Source organism: Paenibacillus mucilaginosus 3016, assembly GCF_000250655.1.
In the GTDB taxonomy this organism is placed as follows: Bacteria; Bacillota; Bacilli; order Paenibacillales; family NBRC-103111; genus Paenibacillus_G; species Paenibacillus_G mucilaginosus.
This window is the reverse complement of sequence record NC_016935.1, coordinates 2693682-2715706: the sequence shown is the minus strand read 5'-3', so window position 1 is coordinate 2715706 and position 22025 is coordinate 2693682. Positions and strand designations below refer to the sequence as shown.

General features: G+C 56.8%; 14 protein-coding genes. 2 read left to right on the top strand and 12 right to left on the bottom strand.

The genetic code is table 11. The features are described from left to right. Position 1 precedes the first annotated feature (1 nt). The 5 genes from PM3016_RS11780 to PM3016_RS11760 all read right to left on the bottom strand — a co-directional run bounded on the left by PM3016_RS11780 (position 2) and on the right by PM3016_RS11760 (position 6840). Positions 2-1108, bottom strand: coding sequence for a GerAB/ArcD/ProY family transporter (locus PM3016_RS11780; protein WP_014369618.1), 1107 nt, complete (start codon positions 1106-1108; stop codon positions 2-4). 26 nt (positions 1109-1134) lie between these two features. Beyond that, a complete protein-coding gene (locus tag PM3016_RS11775) occupies positions 1135-1374 on the bottom strand; it encodes a hypothetical protein (RefSeq protein WP_013915782.1) in 240 nt (79 codons plus the stop codon). A gap of 7 nt (positions 1375-1381) precedes the next feature. Further along, on the bottom strand, positions 1382-2581 hold the full coding sequence (locus PM3016_RS11770; RefSeq protein WP_014369617.1) for a Ger(x)C family spore germination protein: 1200 nt from the start codon (positions 2579-2581) through the stop codon (positions 1382-1384). Between the two features lie 12 nt (positions 2582-2593). Next, positions 2594-4180 carry a spore germination protein gene (locus PM3016_RS11765; protein WP_013915780.1) on the bottom strand — a complete coding sequence of 529 codons (1587 nt, stop codon included), beginning with the start codon at positions 4178-4180 and terminating at the stop codon, positions 2594-2596. A gap of 143 nt (positions 4181-4323) precedes the next feature. Further along, positions 4324-6840 (bottom strand): tetratricopeptide repeat protein, encoded by a 2517-nt coding sequence (locus PM3016_RS11760; protein WP_013915779.1) that lies wholly within the window; start codon positions 6838-6840, stop codon positions 4324-4326. Between the two features lie 248 nt (positions 6841-7088). On the opposite strand from PM3016_RS11760, the gene PM3016_RS11755 reads away from it, so the two are divergent. Together PM3016_RS11755 and PM3016_RS11750 are read left to right on the top strand one after the other, a co-directional pair. Next, positions 7089-8498, top strand: coding sequence for an MFS transporter (locus PM3016_RS11755; RefSeq protein ID WP_013915778.1), 1410 nt, complete (start codon positions 7089-7091; stop codon positions 8496-8498). 167 nt (positions 8499-8665) lie between these two features. Continuing rightward, positions 8666-9781 carry an NAD(P)-dependent alcohol dehydrogenase gene (locus PM3016_RS11750; protein WP_187296739.1) on the top strand — a complete coding sequence of 372 codons (1116 nt, stop codon included), beginning with the start codon at positions 8666-8668 and terminating at the stop codon, positions 9779-9781. A gap of 239 nt (positions 9782-10020) precedes the next feature. On the opposite strand, the gene PM3016_RS11745 is transcribed toward PM3016_RS11750, so the two are convergent. From PM3016_RS11745 to PM3016_RS11715, 7 genes are all read right to left on the bottom strand, one after another. Further along, positions 10021-12630 (bottom strand): fibronectin type III domain-containing protein, encoded by a 2610-nt coding sequence (locus PM3016_RS11745; protein ID WP_014369616.1) that lies wholly within the window; start codon positions 12628-12630, stop codon positions 10021-10023. Positions 12631-12828: 198 nt separating this feature from the next. Then, positions 12829-16806 carry a rhamnogalacturonan lyase family protein gene (locus PM3016_RS40730; RefSeq protein ID WP_014369615.1) on the bottom strand — a complete coding sequence of 1326 codons (3978 nt, stop codon included), beginning with the start codon at positions 16804-16806 and terminating at the stop codon, positions 12829-12831. Positions 16807-17212: 406 nt separating this feature from the next. After that, entirely contained in the window at positions 17213-17806 is a 594-nt protein-coding gene (locus tag PM3016_RS11735; protein WP_014369614.1) for an MSMEG_1061 family FMN-dependent PPOX-type flavoprotein, read from the bottom strand. A 24-nt stretch (positions 17807-17830) separates the two neighbouring features. After that, positions 17831-18820 carry an ABC transporter substrate-binding protein gene (locus PM3016_RS11730; RefSeq protein ID WP_014369613.1) on the bottom strand — a complete coding sequence of 330 codons (990 nt, stop codon included), beginning with the start codon at positions 18818-18820 and terminating at the stop codon, positions 17831-17833. A 93-nt stretch (positions 18821-18913) separates the two neighbouring features. Beyond that, positions 18914-19948 (bottom strand): FecCD family ABC transporter permease, encoded by a 1035-nt coding sequence (locus PM3016_RS11725; protein ID WP_014369612.1) that lies wholly within the window; start codon positions 19946-19948, stop codon positions 18914-18916. Next, positions 19949-20974 carry a FecCD family ABC transporter permease gene (locus tag PM3016_RS11720; protein WP_014369611.1) on the bottom strand — a complete coding sequence of 342 codons (1026 nt, stop codon included), beginning with the start codon at positions 20972-20974 and terminating at the stop codon, positions 19949-19951. It lies immediately after the preceding gene. Between the two features lie 409 nt (positions 20975-21383). Further along, positions 21384-21914, bottom strand: a complete 531-nt coding sequence (locus PM3016_RS11715) for a DUF6933 domain-containing protein (protein ID WP_014369610.1) — start codon at positions 21912-21914, stop codon at positions 21384-21386. Positions 21915-22025 lie beyond the last annotated feature (111 nt).

The window sequence follows — 22025 nt, the reverse complement described above, 5'->3', positions numbered from 1 at the left end:
CTCACCTGCCTTGGGCTTGAACTCTGCCGCGCACCCATGTAAGGGCGAGCAGCAGTAGGGGAAGGACGACCTGGAACGGAAGATGAAGGTACAGCGGCACGATCTTCAGTCCGACTTCGATATGCTTGATGAAGCTGTCCGTCATGAGCAGCGAATACAGAAACAGGAGGGCGCCCAGACACAGGGTGAGCTCTCGGCGCCGTTTGCGGATGTGGAACAGTTCGGTGAATCCCATAATCGACGCATAGAGGAAGATCGTGATCTTGAAAAAGCCTCCGATAATCAGCGTGACAATGGCGATGACCTCCAGCCTCTCGATAAATTCGCCCAGCCGGATCTTCCCCAGCGTCCGGAGGAGAGGGAAGGTCGTATTCTCCGCCCCGTAGAGGGAAAGCACACTGATGTTGAGCGTAATAATGGAGCTTAGGGCGAAGCCGCTGATCAAAATGACGGTGAGGCCGGTCTTTCGGGCGAGCCGCGGATGATTCAGGCAAGGCAGCAGCATCGTAAAAACAACCAGTTCGCCGAACGGAAACGTGGTAGTCAGCGGGAACGCGGTCTTTAGTACAGGCTTCCAGCCGTGCTCCAGAGGGGGGAGCAGATTCTCCCACTGGAGCACGTTCGAAGCGATAAGGAGCAATAGGGACAGTACCCCCAAAAACACAACGATACTCAGAAAGATCTCGCCCACCCGTCCGATCGTTTCGATACCGAGCAGACAGGCGTACATCACCGGAAGGACCATTACCAGATGGACGGCAGCCATTGGAGTCAGCGGCAGGATGGAGCTCAGCAGCAGAGCACCGAAATCCCTCATGACCCTTGCCGCAATGTAGAAAAAATAAAGCATGTACAGCATGGCCGCCAAGCCCCCGAGGGGCCTGCCGAATCCGGCCTGCAGCCAGCCGACCAGAGAAAGGTTCCCGTGCCTGCGGTATAAGCTGTCATAGATCAGGAACAGGAGCAGACCCGAGGCCATGCCGATCAGAATGGCCAGCGGGGCATCCTGCTTGGCCTGCATGCCGACGCCGACCACCACGGACGTGCCCATTTCGAACAGCAGCATGAGCGCGGCCAGCTCTCCCGCATTGATTTTGGCCTTCTGCATCTTTCGTCCCCTTCTCCTTCCCGTGCTTAGACCTGAAGCAGCTGTTTCAGCAGATCCGATACCGGCTTGTACACCACGACCATGATCTTCGACGGGTTCGGCAGCTCCAGGTAGGTAGCAAACTGGATGATGTTGAGACCGGCACCGGCCAGGAGCATCAGGAAGAAGACGAGCCGGTCCCTTCTCCGCTGCTTCCGCCAGATCGGAGATTCGATCCATAAGAAGAACAGTGCAGCGGCGATGATAGACAGAACAATGAACGGCATCCCACGTTCACTCCTTCATCTGCTTGAAGATCGAGTTGGCAACGGTACCCAAGCGGCGGATTTGGAAATCGGCTTTGACGTAAACCTGCACCTGCGGAAACAGCTTGTCCCATTGGTCCTTGACTTGATTCCAGCCCTTGGGGTCCGATCGTCTGATCTTGTCTCCGAACCCGAAGATATCGCACTTATACTTCTTTTGGGCTGCCGCAAGGGTGTTATTCACAATCTCCTGCAGCCGCGCACTTGCGATCCGCTCCAGCTCATCGATCGTTTCCGGCTTGGTCAGATCCACCTCGCACTGGACCTCCCCGATATTGCCTTCATTGTGGACTTCGATGGTTATCTCCGGTTTTCCGCCCACCACCCTGCCTGTCGTCACGGTTTTGGAACGGACCGTCTCCAGATTCATCTGCCCCCCTTGGGGACAGGCCATCGGACCCACGGTCCGGTACACCTTATTGGTGATATACACGTAGCCTTTGCTCTCCGCCTCATCCAGCCAGCCGATCAGCTTATCCTTCTTGAACACCGCCAGTCCCGAGATCCGAATTTTCGTCTCCGGGTCCGGCATGCTCAGCGCTTTACTGCTTGAAGCCTTCTTCTTCCCTATGATCCTGACCGCCGTAAGCACCGGGTTCCTCCCCTCCTTGACGAGGTCGTTAATGAACCGGTCAAGCGTGATGGTGAGCGCAGGGGCCCATGCTTTCTCCGATTCATACAGGGAGGTGAACAGCTTGTTGGCCGGCACTTCTTCGATCGGGGTCAGGACCTTCAGGATCTCTTCGGCCCGGGATTCCTTGGCTACCACGATGAAGAAGTCGGTGCGCATCTCATGATTGCGCGACAAGAAATCCAGTACCGGGGAGACCCCCTCCTTGGCCAGGCTCTCCCCCAGCACGAGGATACGAAGATGGGACAAGTACAGCCGGCGGGGACTCTCCTCGGTAATCCGTGCAATGGCTTCGTAAAGCGTTTTGCCGTAGGACTGGTAGACGGTGACCGGTGAATTGCCTCCGCCTCCCCCTTTGGCGGCAACCTCCTTCGGCTCGACCACCTGGGCGGTAATCCGGTAGCCCTTCCCGTCCTTATCGATGCCGAGCCCCATATTAATGGCCAGCTGGTTCATCTCCCTGCGGTTCCAGCAGCCGGTGAGCAGAAGCGTACAGCAGGCGATCAGAATGATGAGAACTGGCTTTCCACTGCGCATGGCAGCTCCTCCTCACGGTCTAGCGGGACCTCTGGATTTGCGGACGGGCGTGGTCTCAATGCGGCTTGGATCCTTCTGGGAGATCAGCCTCGGCCGGTTGCGCTGCATCCAGCGGGGCATCCGGAAGAGGGCGTCATCCTGATCTCCGGGGATGAAAGGCCCGAACGGACTCATGTAGGGAACACCGAACGACCTCAGGGAGCACATGTGCAGCAGCAGGGTGATCGTCCCGATGGTCACCCCGTACAGGCCGAACGATGCGGCAAGACCCATCAGAATAAAGCGCAGCATCCGGATCGTAATCGATAGGTTATAAGCCGGAAGCACAAAGCTGGAGATCGCCGTGATCGCCACCACAATGACCATCGCCGCGGACACAATGCCCGCTTCAACGGCCGCCTGGCCGATGACCAGGGTCCCGACGATGGAGATCGCCGACCCGACGGCCTTGGGCATCCGGATGCCGGCTTCCCTCAGGATCTCGAAGGTAATCTCCATGATCAGCGCCTCGATAAAGGCCGGGAAGGGCACGCCCTCCCTCTGCGCCGCCAAGCTCATCAGCAGACGCGTGGGAAGCATCTCCTGATGGAAGGTGGTGATAGCGATATAAAGCGAAGGCGCGCTGAGTGCGATAAATAATGCAAAAATCCGGATGAACCGGATCAGCGTACTGATATCCGCCCGCTGGTAATGATCCTCCGCCGACTGATAGAATTGGACGAAGAGCGCCGGCACCATCAGGACGAAAGGCGTACCGTCGACCAGGATCGCAACGCGCCCTTCCAGGAGCCCTGCGGCTATCACATCCGGACGTTCCGAGTTGAATACCGTAGGAAAAGGGCTCCACTTGTTGTCCTCGATCATTTCTTCGATATAGCTGCCCTCCAGGATGCTGTCAAGCTTGATCCGGCCCAGACGCAGGCGGACCTCCTCAACGATCTTCTCATTGGCCAGCCCATCGATATACATAATAGCGATCGCCGTCTGGGTATACTCGCCCAGCGAGATGCTCTCCAGCCGCAGCTTGGAGTCTTTGATCTTCCGGCGGACCAGCGCCGTATTGGTCCGCAGGGTTTCCGTGAAGGCCTCCTTCGGCCCCCGCACGACGTTCTGGGCCGTGGACTCGGTGACACTCCGGTCCTCCCACTGTCTCATGCCGATCGACAGCGCCTGCGGGATCCCGTCGGCCAGCAGGAGGACCTGCCCCGACAGCAGCGAGCTCATCAGGTCTTGACGTTCCGTCATTTCCTCGACGGAGCCTGCGGTCAAGACGAGCTCCTTCAATCCCTGCAGCAGGGAGCCTTCCGACCGCTGGAGAAGGTCCATCTCGTGAGGACCGATTCCGTTCATGAGGGGAGTCAGGACAAAATGCTGCACCGCATTCGTGTTGGTCAGACCTTCCGTATACAGGATGCAGAAGTTCAGCTGCCCGTCAGGGCCTGCACGGAAAGTTCTCGACACGACATCATCGCTGTTCCCCACGTCGCGGAGAATCCCGCTTACATTCTCCTCCAAGGAGGAGGACAGGGGCCGGGCCGCGTGCGCTGCCTGTTCCCGGCCGCGGCCCGGATGGCCGCCGGCATTCTTCAACTCATCCATCCTTGGCATCTTCCTCCGTTTGGGATCTGCTCTGGATATCATTTCCCAAAGTGGACAATTTATGTGGAGCCGGAACGCAAAGAAGCCTCCAGGTAGTCCTGGAAGCCGGATTGTTTCTGATGGGATCGGTGCCGGTCAGCTCTTCAGCCGCTGTGCTTGCTCATGCAGCGATAGAAATGCTCGATGTCCTCCCGCACCCCAATCGTTCGTTCCCATGAATCAATAATCGACAGGGCGTTGTGGATCAGCTGCATCGCTTCCTCATGACGGCCCTGGTGATACAGAAGCTGCCCCATACCGTATTGATAGTAAATCAGCTCGATTTGATTGGCCCCCGCCGTGTCATAGAGCAGCCGCTCGAAGGCCCCCTGCGCTTTGGCGAAGGCTCCGGACTGTACATAGGCGATACCTAAATGAAAATAGGCCTCTATTGTTTTCTCCTTGCCATACGTACTGCTGACTTCATTTGCTTGTTCGTAACAGGCGATAGCCTGGTTCCACTCCTTCTTCTGCAGGAACATATCTCCCTGCACTAACAAGACGCGGTGCTTGATTAAGGGAGAGCAGGGCTTCCCCGATGAAATGTCCAATGCTTCGGCAGCGGCCTCCGGCCGGCCCGTTTTTAAGTAGACTTTCGCTTTGGAGGCAGCCCCAAGGATGATTACATCCTGTATGCGGGGGTCGTCCGCAGCCGCATGCTTCACCACCTGCAGGCCTTCCTCGATACGCCGCAGCGCCTCGTCCCAGAATCCGATCTCCATGAGAGCCCAGCCGGCCGTATCAATCAGAAACAAGGCGCAGAGTGCTTCCTTCCCCGCCGCCAATGCGAATCGGGACGCTTTCAGCCCGTAGTCGATGCGCAGCGGCAGGTTCACCCGGCTGAGAAAATGACTGAGACGCAGCATCAGCTCGATGAGCAGTTCCCCCTGGTTGTTCGCGTCAGCCCATTCGAGCAGCTTCACCATATTCGGCCACTCCCGTTTGACCGGCTCCAAATCCCGGCCAAGCAAAAAGTTCCAATAAGGCAGATCCGGCTCCTCCCTTTTCAAATGAGTATCCAGATATTCCAGATAATGAAGACTCCAACGCCGCCGTGCTTCCTCTTCCGAGGCGCTGTTTTCCAGCAGATACTGCTCACCGTAGGCAACCACCGTCTGATGAGCCCGGTAATGAAGCTGCCCGTTGATACGCTCTGTTTCCACCAGCGCATAGGCCCGCAGCTGTTCTACCGCCTGGAAGAACCGCCGCCCGTCCAGTCCGGCTGCAGCTCCCCAGCTTTTATCGGAAGCCGGTTTGCCAAAGAAGCCAAGCACCATCCAGAGGCTCCTGGCCTCTTCGCTGCAGCGTTCCCATGTCCGCCCAAACAAGTACTCGAACAATCCCGACAGCGAATAGCCGGCTTGGCCAATCTCCCGTATCAGCTGCCGGATCGGCAGATCGTCTTCCGCCAATTGGGCAAGGCTCAGAGCCAGGGCTTTCGGATTTCCGGCGGCGATGTCAATCAGCTGCTGCCGGACCTCGAACGTTTCGCTCAGCAGCCTCATCAGTGCTTCTTTCTTCCGCGAATCATGGAGAAGCCGAATTCGATTCCCTGCCTCTTGTTCCAGATAATCCAGCCCTTCGTCAGGCTGCAGGCCTTGCAGCGGAATGCTGAATACATCCTTGCCCGCCAGAGCCTTCATTTGCATGTGATTCTCCCGGGCGGTTAACAGGACTTTGACGCCTTGGGGAAGCTGCGTCACGTATTCGCTGATGCCGCTGTCCGCCGTATCGATACTGTCAATGACAAGAAGGATCGGATGATCCGGTGAGTAGGAAGAGAGGGCATCGCGCACCACAAACCATTTTTCGTTAAGTGATTTGTTCAGCAGTTCCACTTCTCCCAGCTGATAAGCAATTGTATCGAGAAAATCACCATAGCTGAGCCTTTTGAGATCCGCGCTGATCCAGACCAGTCCGGCCACAGCGGGCCATGGCAGCTCTGCCGCCGTACCCTGCCCTTCCCCCACGCAAGCATAGGCCGCTTCCAGTGCAATTGTCGTCTTCCCCATCCCGCCCCAGCCTGAGATCAGGCATACCGGCAGCGGGGACGACAGCCACTGGATGATGGCCTCCAACTCCAGCTTACGCCCGATGAACGATTCGGTCCAACGCGTAGGCAGATTATGTTTGACCGCGGGTCTTACGAGGGGGGCTGTGTTAGCGAACCGCGCGGAAACCACCGTCTGAATTTCCACCTCCGTCAGGGACCGGAACTGCTCCTCGCGCAGCAGCTTAGCCTTGGACAAGCAGGAAGACACCCAGGCCGGGATCGGCGGGTCGATCACGGGAATGGATGTAGTGCGAAGCAGGGAAACGAACCAGTCCGCATCCATCTCCGTGTTCTCCAGAATCACCCAGAGAATGCCGAACAGCTTGCCGTCTTCAATTCGGCTGGGGATATATTTGGAGCCCATCTGCCCCATCCAGCTTTTGACCGTATTGGGCGATACGCCAAGCTGGTTGGCAATCTTATCTATGTAGGACTCGGAAGTGAACTGCCCGGAGGGCAGAGCCTCCCTCTTTTTTCTTTGGGTCTTATAATCGGGATTTTCTTTCAATTCCTGAATCCCAAGGGTAAGCAGATTGGCAAACCGTTCCTTATCCTCAAGCTCTGCCATATGGAAGCACCTCCTGCTCTTAGCATTCTACTCTATTCCTTCCCAAAAGTCCTCCTATAGGGCAGGCACGGGAATGTACAGCGCCGCTGTACGGATAAACAGTGCGGCCTGATAGATAACACGGCGCCCCTTCCTTTACATTAGGAATAACCCGGAGCAAGCAGAAGTTGAATCCCCTTACATCCATGCCGAGCATAGGTTTCAACAGGCTTTCTCCCCCATATTATTGTAAAGGAATGATCCCTGTCATGATGGAACGAACTCTGGTTACGAATCCGGACTACACGCTGACCGCAGCGAAGGAAACTTCAAAGGGCAAATTAGGCATTTGGGAAAAGGCAGCCTACGGAAGTGGAGATTTGGCCATCAATTTTTATTGGTCTACGGTGATGACCTACATGCTTTTCTTTTATACGGATGTGGCCAAAATTCCCGCTGCCATCGTCGGCACGATGTTTCTTATCGTACGGATTCTCGATGGGTTTGTCGACCTCGGGATGGGGGTGGTGATTGACCGTACGCAGACCCGCTGGGGCAAGCTCCGTCCGTTCATCCTCTTCGGTGCCCTGCCGATGGCAGTCATCGGAGTTCTGTGCTTTACCGTGCCCGATTTCGGACTGTCGGGTAAAATCATTTATGCGTACATCACATACATCGGAATTATGGTCATGATGTCTTTCATCGGAACACCGTATGGGGCTCTGACTTCCGCCATGACACAGGATCCGCTGGAGCGGGTCAGCCTGTCCTCCTACCGCATCGTCGGCTCCATGATCGGAGGCATCATCGTATCGGTGATGACGCCCATCATCATTGACCATTTTTGGCCGCAGGATCTCTCCTCCGGTTACCGCAATACGCTCATGATCTATTCGGTCTTTGCCCTCATCTTCTATATGATCTGTTTCGCAGGAACCAAAGAACGGGTGTCTGCGCAAGAAGCCGTGAAGATTCCGCTGAAGAAGTCGCTGCACATGCTGTTCACCAACCGGCCGCTGATGCTGATCACCTTCATTTATCTGGTGTTCCAGGCCGCCTACGGAATCAAGGCCTCCGTCTCGATTTACTATGTGACCTACAACATGAGCAGAACCGATTTCCTCTCCATCTTCATGATGCTGGTGTTCGGGGGCAATCTCCTCGGCACGCTGCTTGCCCCTCTGTTAACGAAGTGGTTCGAGAAAAAATACGTCATCATGATCGGAATGGCAGGTACGGTACTCAGCGGCATCGGCCTATACCTGACCGATTATACCAACCTTCCTATGATCATTCTGTGGACCCTGGTCGGCAGCATCATCGGCGGGATCCCTGCGGCTGTCATCTGGGGGGCGCTGCCTGACACCGTAGAGTATTCGGAGTGGAAGCATGGTGTACGGACCGAGGGCCTGGTGTATGGGATTTTCAGCTTCGGCCAAAAGCTGTCCATCGCCATCTCGGGAGCACTCTCGGGGTATATTCTTCAGATCTCCGGCTATGTACCGGACACGGTTCAGACGCCAACGGCATTAACCGGGATTGCCGGTCTGTTCTGCCTGCTGCCTGCCGGATTGTGCGTATTGGGGATCATCGCTTCACTGTTCTATAATCTCGATTCCAAGCTGTTTGCCACCATTATCGGTGACCTGAAAAAAAAGCAAGCCGCTTCATCGAAATAGAGCCTGCTGGAGAGAACGGCTGGAGGGCATGCAGCGAGAAAATCCATAAAGGGTACAGTGCCGCTGTATATGTACAGTACGACCGGATTGTTACTGTCAAGCGCAGGAGCTAGAATCAAATCACAACCAAACGGTTCCAAACCATAGGAAGGAAAGGGATGCTGTATATGACTACCAATGGAGTGCCTCAAACCATGAAGGCTGCCGTAATGCACCACATTCGGGACATCCGCATTGAGGAGGTGCCCGTTCCCGTAATCGCCCCCGATGAAGTGTTGGTCAAAGTGATGGCTGTCGGGATCTGCGGATCGGATCTGCACTATTACTCGCACGGCCGGATCGGCAAGTATGTGGTCGAGAAGCCGATGATTCTGGGGCACGAATGCTCCGGAGACATTGCCGCCGTCGGTTCGGAGGTATCCGGGCTCCAGGTCGGCGACCGTGTTGCTGTTGAACCGGGAGTCACCTGCGGACAATGCGAAGCGTGCAAGGAAGGCCGGTACAACCTGTGTCCGGATGTGCAGTTCCTGGCGACTCCGCCGGTGGACGGCGCCTTTGTGCAGTATATTAAAATCCGCGCCGATTTTGTTTTCCCGATCCCCGACTCCCTGTCTTATGAAGCGGCCGCGCTCGTCGAACCCTTCTCCGTAGGCATCCATGCGGCGGCAAGAACCAGCCTGCAGCCAGGGTCCTCCATTGCGATTATGGGAATGGGGCCCGTTGGACTGACGGCCGTTGCAGCGGCCAAAGCCTTCGGCGCATCCACTATTATCGTCTCGGATATGGAGCCTCTGCGGCTTGAGGCCGCACGGCGGATGGGAGCGACCCATACGATCAACGTCAAAGAGCAGGATCCTCTCGAAGCGGTACAGCAGGCAACGAACGGAAAAGGCGTGGACGTGGCTTGGGAGACGGCAGGCAATCCCAAAGCGCTGCAGGCCGCACTCGGGTCGCTCCGGCGAGGCGGGAAGATGGCGATTGTCGGTCTGCCGCCCCAGAACGACATTCCGCTGAATGTGCCTTTTATCGCAGATAACGAAGTCGATATTTACGGCATCTTCCGCTATGCGAACACGTATCCGAAAGCCATTCGTTTTTTGGATGCCGGCCTGGCCGATGTACAGGCGCTGGTCACGGATCAATACTCCCTGGAACAAACCGGCGAGGCTATGGAGAGAGCGCTCAACTATAAAAGTGAGTGTCTCAAAGTCGTCGTATATCCGAATGGATTGCTTGCCGCTGCGCAGATTCCCTATGCCAAAACCCCCGTTACTGTGGAGTGACAGGGAGCTGCAAGCCGAAGTTTGGTTATATGGCGTGAAGTGAAGCGAGTGAGCTTGGCAGAAACATGACAGGCTGTCCATCAGGACAGCCTGTTTTCTTTCTCGACACAGGAACAAACAATCCCGTGCCGCCGCTCCTCATCTGCAGCTGACCGTACCGCTGCCTGCATTCCTGCCCCCAACAAGTGACCGCCCGCCAGACCTGAGATCAGGCCGGCGGGCGGTTTGCCGCTGGATCGTCAGCCCGCAGCCGCCGCTTTGCCCGCGACATACTCCACGTCCGTCCGGTCGATCACTCCGTCACGGTTCAGATCGTACCGGGCATCGAACCCGGCCTCTCCGCTGCGGAGGCCCGTCTGGCGTGCAATGAGAACCAAGTCGCCGAGGCCGATCCGCCCGTCCCCGTCATAGTCCGCTCCGCCTGCATGAACGGTCAGGCGCACGGCTTGGCCCAGCGGGCTCACGGTGCCGCTGCTGTCTGCCAGCTGCGAGGCGCCGCCCGCAAGCACGAACTCGCCGCTGCCGCGCTGCAGCACGGTAAACCGCAGGGTGACAAGGCCGGTGTCCCCCTCATGACCGGCGCGGCTCCCAAGCAGCGTGCCGGCCAGCGCGGCGGAGCCGGAGGCGGTCCGTGTGCTGAGCAGCGCATCCTGCTTCTCCGTCCCGAAGGAGGAGTCCAGCCATACCTGCGTAAGCTTGAAGCGTGCCGCATCGTAGTCGAGCTTCAGTAAGAAGGCGTACAGGTCCACCGCCTCTTCGGCGCGGATCTTCAGATCCAGGGAGGATCCCACATCCAGGAAGCCCGGCTTCGCCGTGAGCGAGAGGGACGCGGATTCCGGCACCGGCTTCTCGGACAGCGTGACCGCAGCCGCTTCGATCCCCTCCGCGGAGACGTTCCCGGCGGCATCCTGTGCGGTGATCCGGAACGTGTACTTCGTGTCCGGATTCAAGCCGGTGACGGCGTAGGCGTATACTTGGCCGCTGACGGTCTGCAGCAGCTCTCCATTCAGATAGAGGCGGTAAGAGGCCACCCCGAGGTCATCAACCGCCGGAGTCCAGGCCAGGCTGACGCTGCTGTACGTGATGTCCCTTACGCTGAGCACGGCATTCTCCGGCCAGACCGGCGCCGTGCTGTCCCCTGTGGGCACGTCCAGGGTGACCGCGGTGACCGACGGCCGGACCGGGCTCCGGTTGCCTGCCGCATCCAGCGCTTCGATCCGGAAGGTGTAGGAGGCCGCCGGCGAAAGCCCCGTAACGGCATAGCTGTACGTGCTCCCGGACACGGTGGCGAGCCGGGCGCCATCTCGGTAGACCCTGTATTCGGCAACCGACTTATCGTCCACAGCAGGCTGCCAGCTCAGCTTCAAGCCCTGATAAGTCACATCTGTGACCGTGAGCGCCTTGTTAGGCTCGGACCAGTGGGGCGGCGTATAATCCCCCGGAGGGACCATACCGGTATTCAGGCGGAACAGCCCGCCATTCACGGATTGATACCAGCTGCCGTCCGCATAGTAGAAGGACATATCGTAATAGGAGTACGGCGTTATTTTCTTCGGCAGCGTGTCTCCTGGCGCATAGGTATAGAAGTCCCCGTTATAAATGAGGCCCAGCCCACCGAACGGCGTCAACTCCAGGATACTGGAATATCCGTTGAAATAGGTCACCTGCGTTACGGTACCCTGTGGCGACTCCAGAAAAATCTGATTGCGTCCGGATACCGTTGATTGGATAATGGCCTTCCAGCCGTTATTCTCGTGCAGGCTGCCGTGTTCTTTTTTCAGCAGAGGTACGACCTCTGTGCTGTACGGCGTCACGGCCCCCGTCTCCGTGTCGATCAGAATATTCTGGGGATGCATGTACGCATATCGTCCGTCTTCTTGTACCGTGAGGTAATAGGTGGGCGTTCCGCGGTCCCCGGGTGTGGTTTGGACGCCGGTATCGATCAGCTGTCCGTCATGCCATACATGAATGTTGCCGTAATCTTGCCCGATAGACAGAATGGCGCCCGTGCGGGTCAGGTGCATATCAGAGACATGGAAGGATTCCAATCCGGAAGGGCTGGTGTATACGAACGACTCTGATCCGTTATGAACTTGTTTGATCCTCAGGCTGCCTTCGGGACTCACAAACAAGATCCGGTTGCCGTCATAATCTACAATCCGGCCGTCCACGTCGGATACCGGGATCCGGTCGACGGGATCCACATACAGGAGATAGGCCAATGTGTACCGGGGGGATCGTCTGCCGTCATAGACCTCCACTTTGTAGGTCAGAACCCGATTTGTATAAGCCGACAGGTCCACTTCCCGATCCAGGGAGCCTGCCGCCTTGATGGTTTCAATGGTTTGGCTCCCGAGACTGATCGTGGCGACGATGTCCGGCGTCGACAGCGCATCGCTGGCCTGCACCTGTGCCCTGAACTTCCCGTTCTGTACCAGGTGATTCGGCGTAACCCCCGCCACCGTCACTTCGGGCGGCGCGTCGTACAGGAAGCTTTTGGGGACCGACTGGGTGTTCCCGAGAGCATCCTGGGCCGTTACCGTTAAGGTCTTGGTCCCCTGTTCCAGGCCGTTCAGCGGAAAGTAATCCCCCCAGTAACAGGCATTGTCCGTATAATAGTTGCAATCTCTAAATGGCAGTTCGATTTCCTTATCATCGATCTTGGCGGTGACCTTCTGCAGCTCATACTCGGATTGGATCGCGGCAGACACGTAAATCTGCCCATATTGAGGCTCCCCGCGATCAAAATCGTTAATCCGCAGCGTGATTTCTCCCGCCCCGTGCGCATACACGGGAACCAGCAGCAGCACCAACAGCCCGATCCACCATCCGAACACCATCCTCTTCATCGACTCTCCACCCAATCTCCTTATGATACACCTTGTATCGAACCGAGTGCGATACATCCATGCTCCCTGTATGCATTCGGCATCCTTCCCCAGCCTCCTCCATCCTTAACTATTCTTTAGAAAGAGCACAAACAGCCATCCCCTAATCATACAGGGATGGCTGTTTCTCCTTCTAATCCTATTGCTTTCGAGCTGAGTTCACTGGCTGACGTACTTGAAGTTTCCTTTGGCATCCACCGTCAGGATCAGCGTAGTCGAGCCTTTTTTCAACGCATTGTTGATGAAGCCCATGTCGACCGTATAATTCGCCGATCCCATCCGCAGCTGCAGCCGCTTGATTCCTTTCTTCGATGCCTGGCTGAACTCCTGGAGCGGCACACGGATTTGCGCTTCCTTCACGGCGGAAGCAGACTGCAGTGCGATCGCAACCGTATCTCCGCCGGCCGAAAGAATCATCCTGCGGATATCCTCCGATGCGGCGGCTGCGGACACTTTGCCGTAAGCATCCGGCTTGACAGGCAGAGTGAGTATGCCGTTCAGTACATGCTTCACCCGGAGCACCGCTTCCCCGGTTACACCGGAGCCATCCTGTGCGGCAGCCCTAACTTTGATGTATCCCGCTCCGGTCGTCTGAAGCACTCCGCCGTCCGTCACGCTGGCGATATTCGTTGGCGCGCCGTTCTGATCGGCCACACTCCACTTCACTGCCGGATTGGTTGCGGTGCCGGGAGTCACCGCCGCATGAAACGGTAAGCTGCCGGGACCGGTAAATTCCGTCACATTCCCTTCTGCGGTGACCTGAATGCCGGTGACGAGAACCGGCTTGATGGTAAGGATCCGGCTGCCCGTCAATCCGGAGCCGTCTGCTGCCGCGGCCGTAACCTTCACCGTGCCTGCGCCAGCCGCCGTAAGGGTACCGTTAGCGTCAATCGATGCCAGCGACGTCGGGGAGCCGTCCTCCCCTGTAACCGACCAGTTCACACTGCCGATGCTGGCAGCCGAAGGCGTAATCACAGGGAAGAAGCTCAGCTGCCCGCCGGCCGTCACTTCATCAGCAGCCGCATATACGGACAGTTCGGAGGCCGGCACCGCATGAGTGCGGATGTTCGGCTTCGGCGCCTGCTCCATGCCGTTCCCGAGGTAATAGCTCAGATGCGGCGGCTGGTTGTAGCCGGTATTCTGCCAAGCGATGCCGAGCCGGTAGACCGGATCATGCATCAACGTAACGAAGCGTTGGTCGGTCCGGTCGGTCGTCGAATAGATGCGCAGCTCCGAGCTGTCGGTGGTGCGAACCATGACCTCTTCCCGCCAGTCGCCGAACAAATCGGCCTGCAGGGAAGGATTGCCCTTCGTATCATTGTTGGATGCCGTGCCTTCCAATGTGACGAGATTGTTCAGCCGGTTGTTCACATAGTCCCACTTGTCGATCTTTGGTGTGCCCTGCCTTACCGGGGTTGTGGTCCAGTTATGATCGAGCAGCTCTCTGCTCAAATCGCCGTCCCACCAGATCGCAAAATTCGAAGACGGGATGCTGCCGGAGATTTTCTCGCCCTTCGCGCTGAACAACCCGCCTGTGGTACTGTTCCATTCGCCGTCAATGGCCCATGCCTCTTCGCCCCGCCGCGTAGGATCGATGTCGGCGGTCAGTCCGCGGCCCACGTCGATGCCAACCTGCAGCTGGCCCCACAGCACTCTGCCGGTCTTCGCGTCCTTCATCTCCGCCGAATACTCAGCCGCGGTGTTCTCCTGTACGGCCCATTCTTCCAGCCCTAACCGGTCCGGATCCAGGTCGCTCACATGCATCGCATCGCCGTGACCGAGTCCCGAGTTCCACAAGCCTGCGCCGTTGTCGTCAATGGCGGCGGCTCCGGTAATAATCTCATCCCTGCCGTCACTGTCCACGTCAGCGACGGACAATTGATGGTTGCCTTGTCCCCGGTACCCTTCGTTGCCAGGCGTATTCGAATCGAAGGTCCACAGCTTGGTCAGCTTGCCGTCCCTCCAATTGTAGGCGACGAGCACCATGCGCGTGTAGTAGCCGCGCTGCATAATCACACTCGGTCTTTCGCCGTCGAGATAAGCGATCGCCGCCAGGAAGCGGTCCACCCGGTTGCCGTAGGCATCTCCCCAGTCGGAGACATTGCCTCTCCCCGGCTCATAAGCTTCCGTGGCCAGAGCTTTACCGGTAGCTCCTTCGAAAATCGTGTGATACTCCGGTCCGGTAAGAATATAACCGCTGGTATTCCGCCAATCCGCATTCGCGTCACCGATGACGTTCCCCTGCCCGTCGACCGTGCCGTCGGCAGTGCGGAAAGTGACTTCGGCCCTGCCGTCCCCGTCCAAATCGTATGCCATGATGTCCAAGTAGTGGGCGCCTGCACGAATGTTGCGTCCGAGATCAATGCGCCACAAGAACGTGCCGTCCATTTTGTATGCATCAACAAAGGTATTGCCCGTATAACCGGCCTGCGAATTGTCCTTGGCATTGGTCGGTTCCCATTTCAGGATGATCTCATATTCCCCGTCCCCGTCCAGGTCGGCGGCTGTCGCATCGTTAGCCCGGTATGAATAGGCTTCTCCGGTCACCGTCACGCCGTCGGCAGGCTTACGGATGGGAATACTCAGATAGTTCGTATCCCATACCTTCACGGTCTCCGACTGCTTCTGCTCGACGCCATCCACCACAGTCCGGACGAAATACGTGGAGCTGCCTGTTCCCTCCGGATCCTTCAGGTTCGTGCTGCCGGTAATCGGCGAGGGGTTCACCTTGACCCCGTCACGGTACAGGTTGAAGGCCGCGTTCCCGGGATCCGTGCCGAGCAGGCGCCAGCCGACATAGACGCCGTCCTGCGTTTTCATCGCAATCAAACCGCGGTTCAAGGCTTCCATTTGACGGGGGGCCCGCTTCACCGGCGTCTCCTGCACTGTGACTCCGGAGGATTCGGTGCCGTCCGCGTAGAGGCCTTTGACGATGAACGTATACGTCTTCCCATTCGTCAAGCCTTGAATCGTGGAGATGTAAGTCCCTTTGGGGACCGTGTCGACCAGAGTCAGGCTTTGATCCGCATTCATCTGATAAATATGAGCGGCTTGATAGGTCGGGTCGAGTGTTTCTTCCCAGCCGATCTTCACCACCGAATCGTGCGGCTCCGTGGATACATACCTGAGATTCGGCGATTTCTCCAGCTTGGTCACCTGAATCGTGTAGGTCCTCGAGATCTCGGAATATACCGCGGAGGCCACGTTCACCGCAATACTCGTAGAAGCATCCGAAATAGGTACGGCGGTGGACATTCCGCTGTCGACGCCGGTCTCTCCCACTTTCACCTTCACGTTCCCCGGATTGCCGGCTGTAGGAGTCACGGTAAGACTGTCCGTGGTATGCGGAACTTCGACACGGTACGTTTCCACGTTCGGATCGAAGACAGGGCTGAGCTTCGGAGCATAACCATCCGAAGTAAGCTTGAGATCGCTTAAGGACAGATCGAGCGAAGTCAAGCGGACGTTCGTCAAGTTGACTTTGCCGCCGCCCGGATTGACATAGAATCCGAAGGAGCTGATCTTGGACCTTGTGCTGTAGAAGTTCTCATTCCATGTGACGGCTTTCCCGTCATTCAAATCCGTAATGGTGATCGTGTACAGCTGCTTGGGGATATTGAACACAATCTTGAACCGGTACCAATGGGTCACATCATAGGGAAGCACATTGGCGGTCGACGACCCCCCGCGCTTAATGACGCCGGCATCCATCTGATAACGCAGAGCGGCCGCGCTCGTCGCGTTGACTTTGCCGTCCATCACCCACAAGGTCCCGCCCTTGCTCGTCGGCATGTTCGCGTCGAACTCCATAATCAAACCGCCGCCCTGAGCAGTAAAACGCTGGCCGATGTAGATCGAACCGGTGGTGTTGTTCGTGATCGATCCGTACGTTCTTCCGGTAACCGTATCCGAAACTACGGTCATGTCGGGAGTCGATCCTTCCTTTGTCCAATTGTTACCGCTTCCAACTGTGAACGGACCCGGTGCATAGCTGCTGAAATCATCATCAACCAGCACCGAATCTGCAGCCAGCGCCGCAGGCGGAACCGCCGGAAGAACCATCGCCAGAATCAGCATAACGATGATCAGCTTGGACCATTTCCGGTTTCCTGCAGCTTCCTTTTCTCTCTTCAACATCAATTCTTGCCTCCTCGCGAAATTCCGATAGCCATCCTTGTTACGTACGACCCGCATGTCAAACCCCAGACAAATTCCGATCCTTCCGTCCGTCTCTATCCCAAGATGACGAACGCATGACACCGAAGTACCTCCTTCATTCCCCGGTAGGGTTGAACAACCGCATTGCCGGCTGGACTGCAATATCAGTGTATAGTCAAAAAGAGGCATCGAACATGCAAATTTCAGTGTTCCTTGTTCAAAAATCCGGGCTTCAAAAAAGTCCAATGGCCGCCAGCAAGCGAAACGTTCACTTCCCCCTTAAGCGGCTGCCAACGCAAACAGGGAGCAGCTGCCCCCGGCAGTCCGCTCCCTGTCTGTTCCGTTCATTCCTGCCCCATTACGTCTTGAGCGCAAGGGGCATCATTCATGTAAGCTTGTAACCGTTGATCTTCAGATGCGCATGGAACATCTCTTTCGATGAAGGAAGCTCCTCCGGCCTCGGCCACGTTCCCGAATTCCAGACAGCGGAAGACTTCAGCGCTCTGGAGCAGTGAATATAGCACTCCTGCACCTCCACCACTACACCAAGCTGCGGTGTCTGGTTCCCTGACTGCATCCCGCTGAGCACCTTGGCCGACCGTATGATCCGGGCCCGGCCGTTGATCCGGAGCACCTCCTCCATTCCCGGAATGAGGAACACCATTCCGGCATGAGGGTTGGTCAGGAGGTTGAGCAGCGAATCGGCACGCCGGTTCCCCTGCCGCTCCGGGAAGACGAGATGCTTCTCGTCCCAGACCCGTACGAACCCCGGAACGTCTCCGCGCGGGGAAACATCACAGCTTCCGTCCGCATGGGAAGTGGAGAGAAAAAAGAGGGGGGACATGGCGATATAGCGGCGGATCTGGTCATCGATCACCGCTACCGATTTTTGCACTACGGCTTCATGCGGAAAGCCGACGACCGACCGCAGCTCCTCTTCCGTCGTAATCTCGTCCTCGAATAGATCGAATGGCTCCATTTCGTCCTCCCCCTTCCTGCCCGATTACTTCTTGAGAATGCTCGTCATGACATTGTCGATCATCTGGCTGTTCGCAATCGTTCCGGTGTACAACCAGCTAGCCGACTGATCATATTCATAGACATGCCCGTTCTTCACTGCGGGAATGCCGGCATATACCGGATCCTTCAGCAGCTCTTCTTTCGTGACGCCCTTGCTGTTCACGATAAACATATGATCAATCTTCATCTGAGCCAGCTTCTCGGTTGCAATGGGATTCCAGTTCGCGGTTGCCGTTTTGGAAATTTCTTTGATTTCATCCGGCGGAGTCAGCCCAAGATCCCGGTAGAGCACGTCACCGCTTGATAATTTCTCATTGGGAACATATACAGCTTTGGCGGTTACCCAGAGAACGGCCACGGACTGAGTGCCGATCGCCTTCTGCAGCTGCTCCTTGGCATCCTTCACCTTGAGATCATAGTTCTCCAAGGCTTTTTTGGCCTCCGCGCTCTTGTTCAACACCTCGCCCACCGTCAGCAGCTCCTGCCGCCAATCATTGTTGACTCCGCTCCCTACCGTGAATGTCGGGGCGATTTTGGCATATTGGGCATATTTGTCTCCGGCCACCTGCTCCGCACTATCCACGAGGATCAAGTCCGGAGTAAAGCTCATGACCGATTCGAAGGGAAGATCGCTTGGAATCGTAGGAATTCCGTTCAGCTCTTTCTGCAGATAGACCTGTACCGATTTTCCATTGCTGACCGACCACTGGGCGACAGGCTTGACACCAAGAGTGACCAGGTGATCCTCCAGATAGGAGCCGATAATGCGCTGCGGGTTCGCCGGGATCTTCACTTCGTGCCCCAGTGCGTCTTTCATCGTCCGTTCAGCCGCAGGCTTGGCCGCTTCGGATGCCGCAGGGGCAGGAGAAGAGCTGCCTGCAGCCCCCTGCTCGGTCGAGCTTGCGCAGCCGCTCGCTGCGATGGCGGCGCCTAATACGACTCCCAATAACGAGTATGTATGTTTCTTCTTCATAAGATGACCTCCGTTGATGTTGATCGATTAAGGGTATGAGCCAAGGATTTGCCTATTTCCGTTTCCGGAATACATGAGTTAGTCAGAAGCGAATCAGGCTTTGGATCTTGACAGCAGGTATAAAAAATACGGTGCGCCGATCACCGCTACGACAATGCCGGTGGGCACTTCGGTCGGCTGCAAAATCCACCGGCCCAGCGTATCGGCTACGAGCAGCATCAGAGCGCCGGTAAGCGCCGAAGCCGGCAGCAGGTACCGGTGCTTCGGCCCAACGAGGAGCCTGGCCAGATGCGGGCCGATCAGACCGACGAAGCCGATCCCTCCGCCGACCGCGACACATACGCCGGCCAGCACTACGGCTGCCGCCAGCAGCCTACGGCGTTCCCGTTCGATGGCAACCCCGAGCCCGGCCGCAACCTGTTCTCCCAAGTGCAGCACATCCAGCACGCGGGCCTTGTAGAAGACCAAGGGAAGCAGCACGAGCATCCAGGGAAGAACGGCCGTGACATACTTCCAGCTCGTCCCCCATATGCTGCCTGCAAGCCACACCGCGACGAATTGATAATTCTTCGGATCCAGACGGATCGTCAGCACGAGCATCAATGCTCCCATGCCCGCCGCAACGGCAATACCGATGAGAATCAGCCGGGTGGAAGAAATCCCCTGCTCCTTCTTGTAGGCAAGCAGGTAGACCAGTGCCGCCGCGGTTCCCGCTCCAAGCAGGGCAAGAAGCGGCATGAAGAATACGGGGGCCTCCTCTTTGACAGGAAAGAAGGAAATATACAAGACGACCGCCAGTCCGGCTCCGGCATTGATCCCGAGCAGGCCAGGATCGGCCAGCGCATTGCGGGAGACGCCCTGAAGAATCGCTCCCGATACGGCGAACCCTGCCCCAACGAGCAGGGAGATCACGATGCGGGGCAGCCGGAAATCAAATAAAATGAGCTTCTGCTGGTCCGTGCCGCCCCCAAAGAGCGTTCGGGCCACATCGACGGGAGCGAGACGGATCACCCCTGTATTCATGCTGATGATGAAAGCAAGGAGGATCAGTACACACAGGCCTGTGATCACGGCTGCGGCACGTGCTGTACGATGATTCCTGTCCGGAGCCGCTTGCAAATGTGCCACCTACAGCTCCCTCCTTTCCCTGCGTGCCAAATAAATAAAGAAGGGTACCCCAAGCAGGGCGATCACTGCACCGATCGGCGTCTCGAATGGCGGGTTCACCAATCTGGCGCCGATATCGGCAAATACCATAAGCAAACCGCCGAGTACGGCCGAGCAGGGAACGATCCAGCGGTAGTCGCTTCCGACGAAGTACCGGGCTACGTGCGGAATCACCAGGCCGACAAAGCCGATCGGTCCGACCGCCGACACGGCAGCCCCGGCGAGCACCAGCACCAGCACCGAGCCGCAGAGCTTAATCCACCCGGTCCGGATGCCCAGTCCGACCGCCATCTCTTCGCCCAGGCTGAGCAGGGTAACGGACCGGGATAACAGCATGGCGCCAATCACACCCGCAGCCACCCAGGGTGCCATCATCTTGACCTGCAGCCACTTCGTGCCGGCCATCCCTCCGGCATGCCAGAAGGCCAGATCCTGCGCCATATGGGAATAGATCGCCGTTCCTTCGCTGAGTGCTACGAGCAGTGCGCTGACCGTCGCTCCGGCAAGCGCAAGCCGAACGGGCGTCAACCCGCCTTTGGCAAGCGCACCGATCCCGTACACCAGACCGCTTCCTACGGCAGCGCCCAGGAATGAGAGCAGAATCAGGTACTGGAACGGCAGGTTCGGCAAAAACGCAAAGCAGAGAGCAAGCGCCAGCCCGGCTCCGGCATTCACTCCAAGCAGCCCGGGATCGGCCAGAGGATTGCGCGTCATCCCCTGCATGATCGCTCCCGACACGGCAAAGCAGGCGCCGACCATAGCCCCGGCCAAGGCTCTGGGCATGCGGAGATCCTGAATGATCCGGTGCTGCGTCGCTTCGGGATTAAAATGAAACAGCGCCTCCCAAACGGTATGGAGACGGATGTCCGAAGCGCCAACCGATATCGATAGACCAAGGCCAAGCAGGAGTGCGATTGTCCCTCCAACCATAATCAGCGCGGCCGTCACCGGACGCGACCGGATCACAGGCTGAACCGGTTTATTCATTGATGTCTCCATCCATCTTCTTCCCCTGACGATATACAGTGATAAACGTTCTCAACACTAAAAGATAATGATAATCATTATTAGTGGAGCTGTCAATGTATTTAAGATAAATTCATATGCGACCGCACGAGTAAAAGGCTCAGGCGGGATACTCCCCACCAGAGCCTATTCTTGTGAATCGAAAAAGAAAAAGTCAACCTGGATCGCGTCTTACATACTTTTCGTCTACAGCTATTCCGAGCAAACGTAATTCGCAGAGGGCACACAGCAGGTCTACCCCAAAATGCTTGCTGTAGCCTCTTACGATATTCCTGCCATTATAAGCAGGCAGCCAATGTTTTGCCCTATGCAATCGGCCCTCCCGATGAAGTCTCTTGTGTCTTCGCGGATTGGACTTCTTCTTCCTTTCTTACTTCTCACTCTTGCTTGGAAATGCCGAATCTGTCCTCTTCCCTTCATAATGAAGGGTGATCGCTTCCTTGAAAACTTTGATAGGATTGCGATAATCAATCGGTTTATAAAACAGTCGATTTATCCATTGCAGCCGGCTGAGATCATCCCCAAAATCATCCTCTGTGAAATAAGTGGCTTCTTTCATGGTTCCTAACACGCTTCGGCTGTTCGTTTTGGATATCATGATCTCAGAACCTTCTCTCAAGTAGGTATCCATCACAGCTTCCCCTATTCCTTCACTGGCCATATAGGTTCTGAGCGTCAGTAAGAATTTCTCTTGCAAGCGAGTGACTTGACCGCTTCGGATCCCGTCAATGAGGATACACAACCGTGACAGGTCATTGATAAAAACTATATGCTTCCGGCGGTTTAACTGATAGATATTGACGTGCCAATGAAAGAGGGATAGCTCTCCGCTGTCATGGCACTCCATCGGTACGGCCTTCATGTCTTTCAACAAGGCCTGGGTAAATTTAAGTACGATCAAGTGTATCTTCCTTTCCAAATCGGCAGCAGCATGTATCACTCTTCACCTATTATAAGCAATTCCTGCTTACCAGGAAATGAAGAAGTAGAATCGGGGATGCGGCGCCACCCA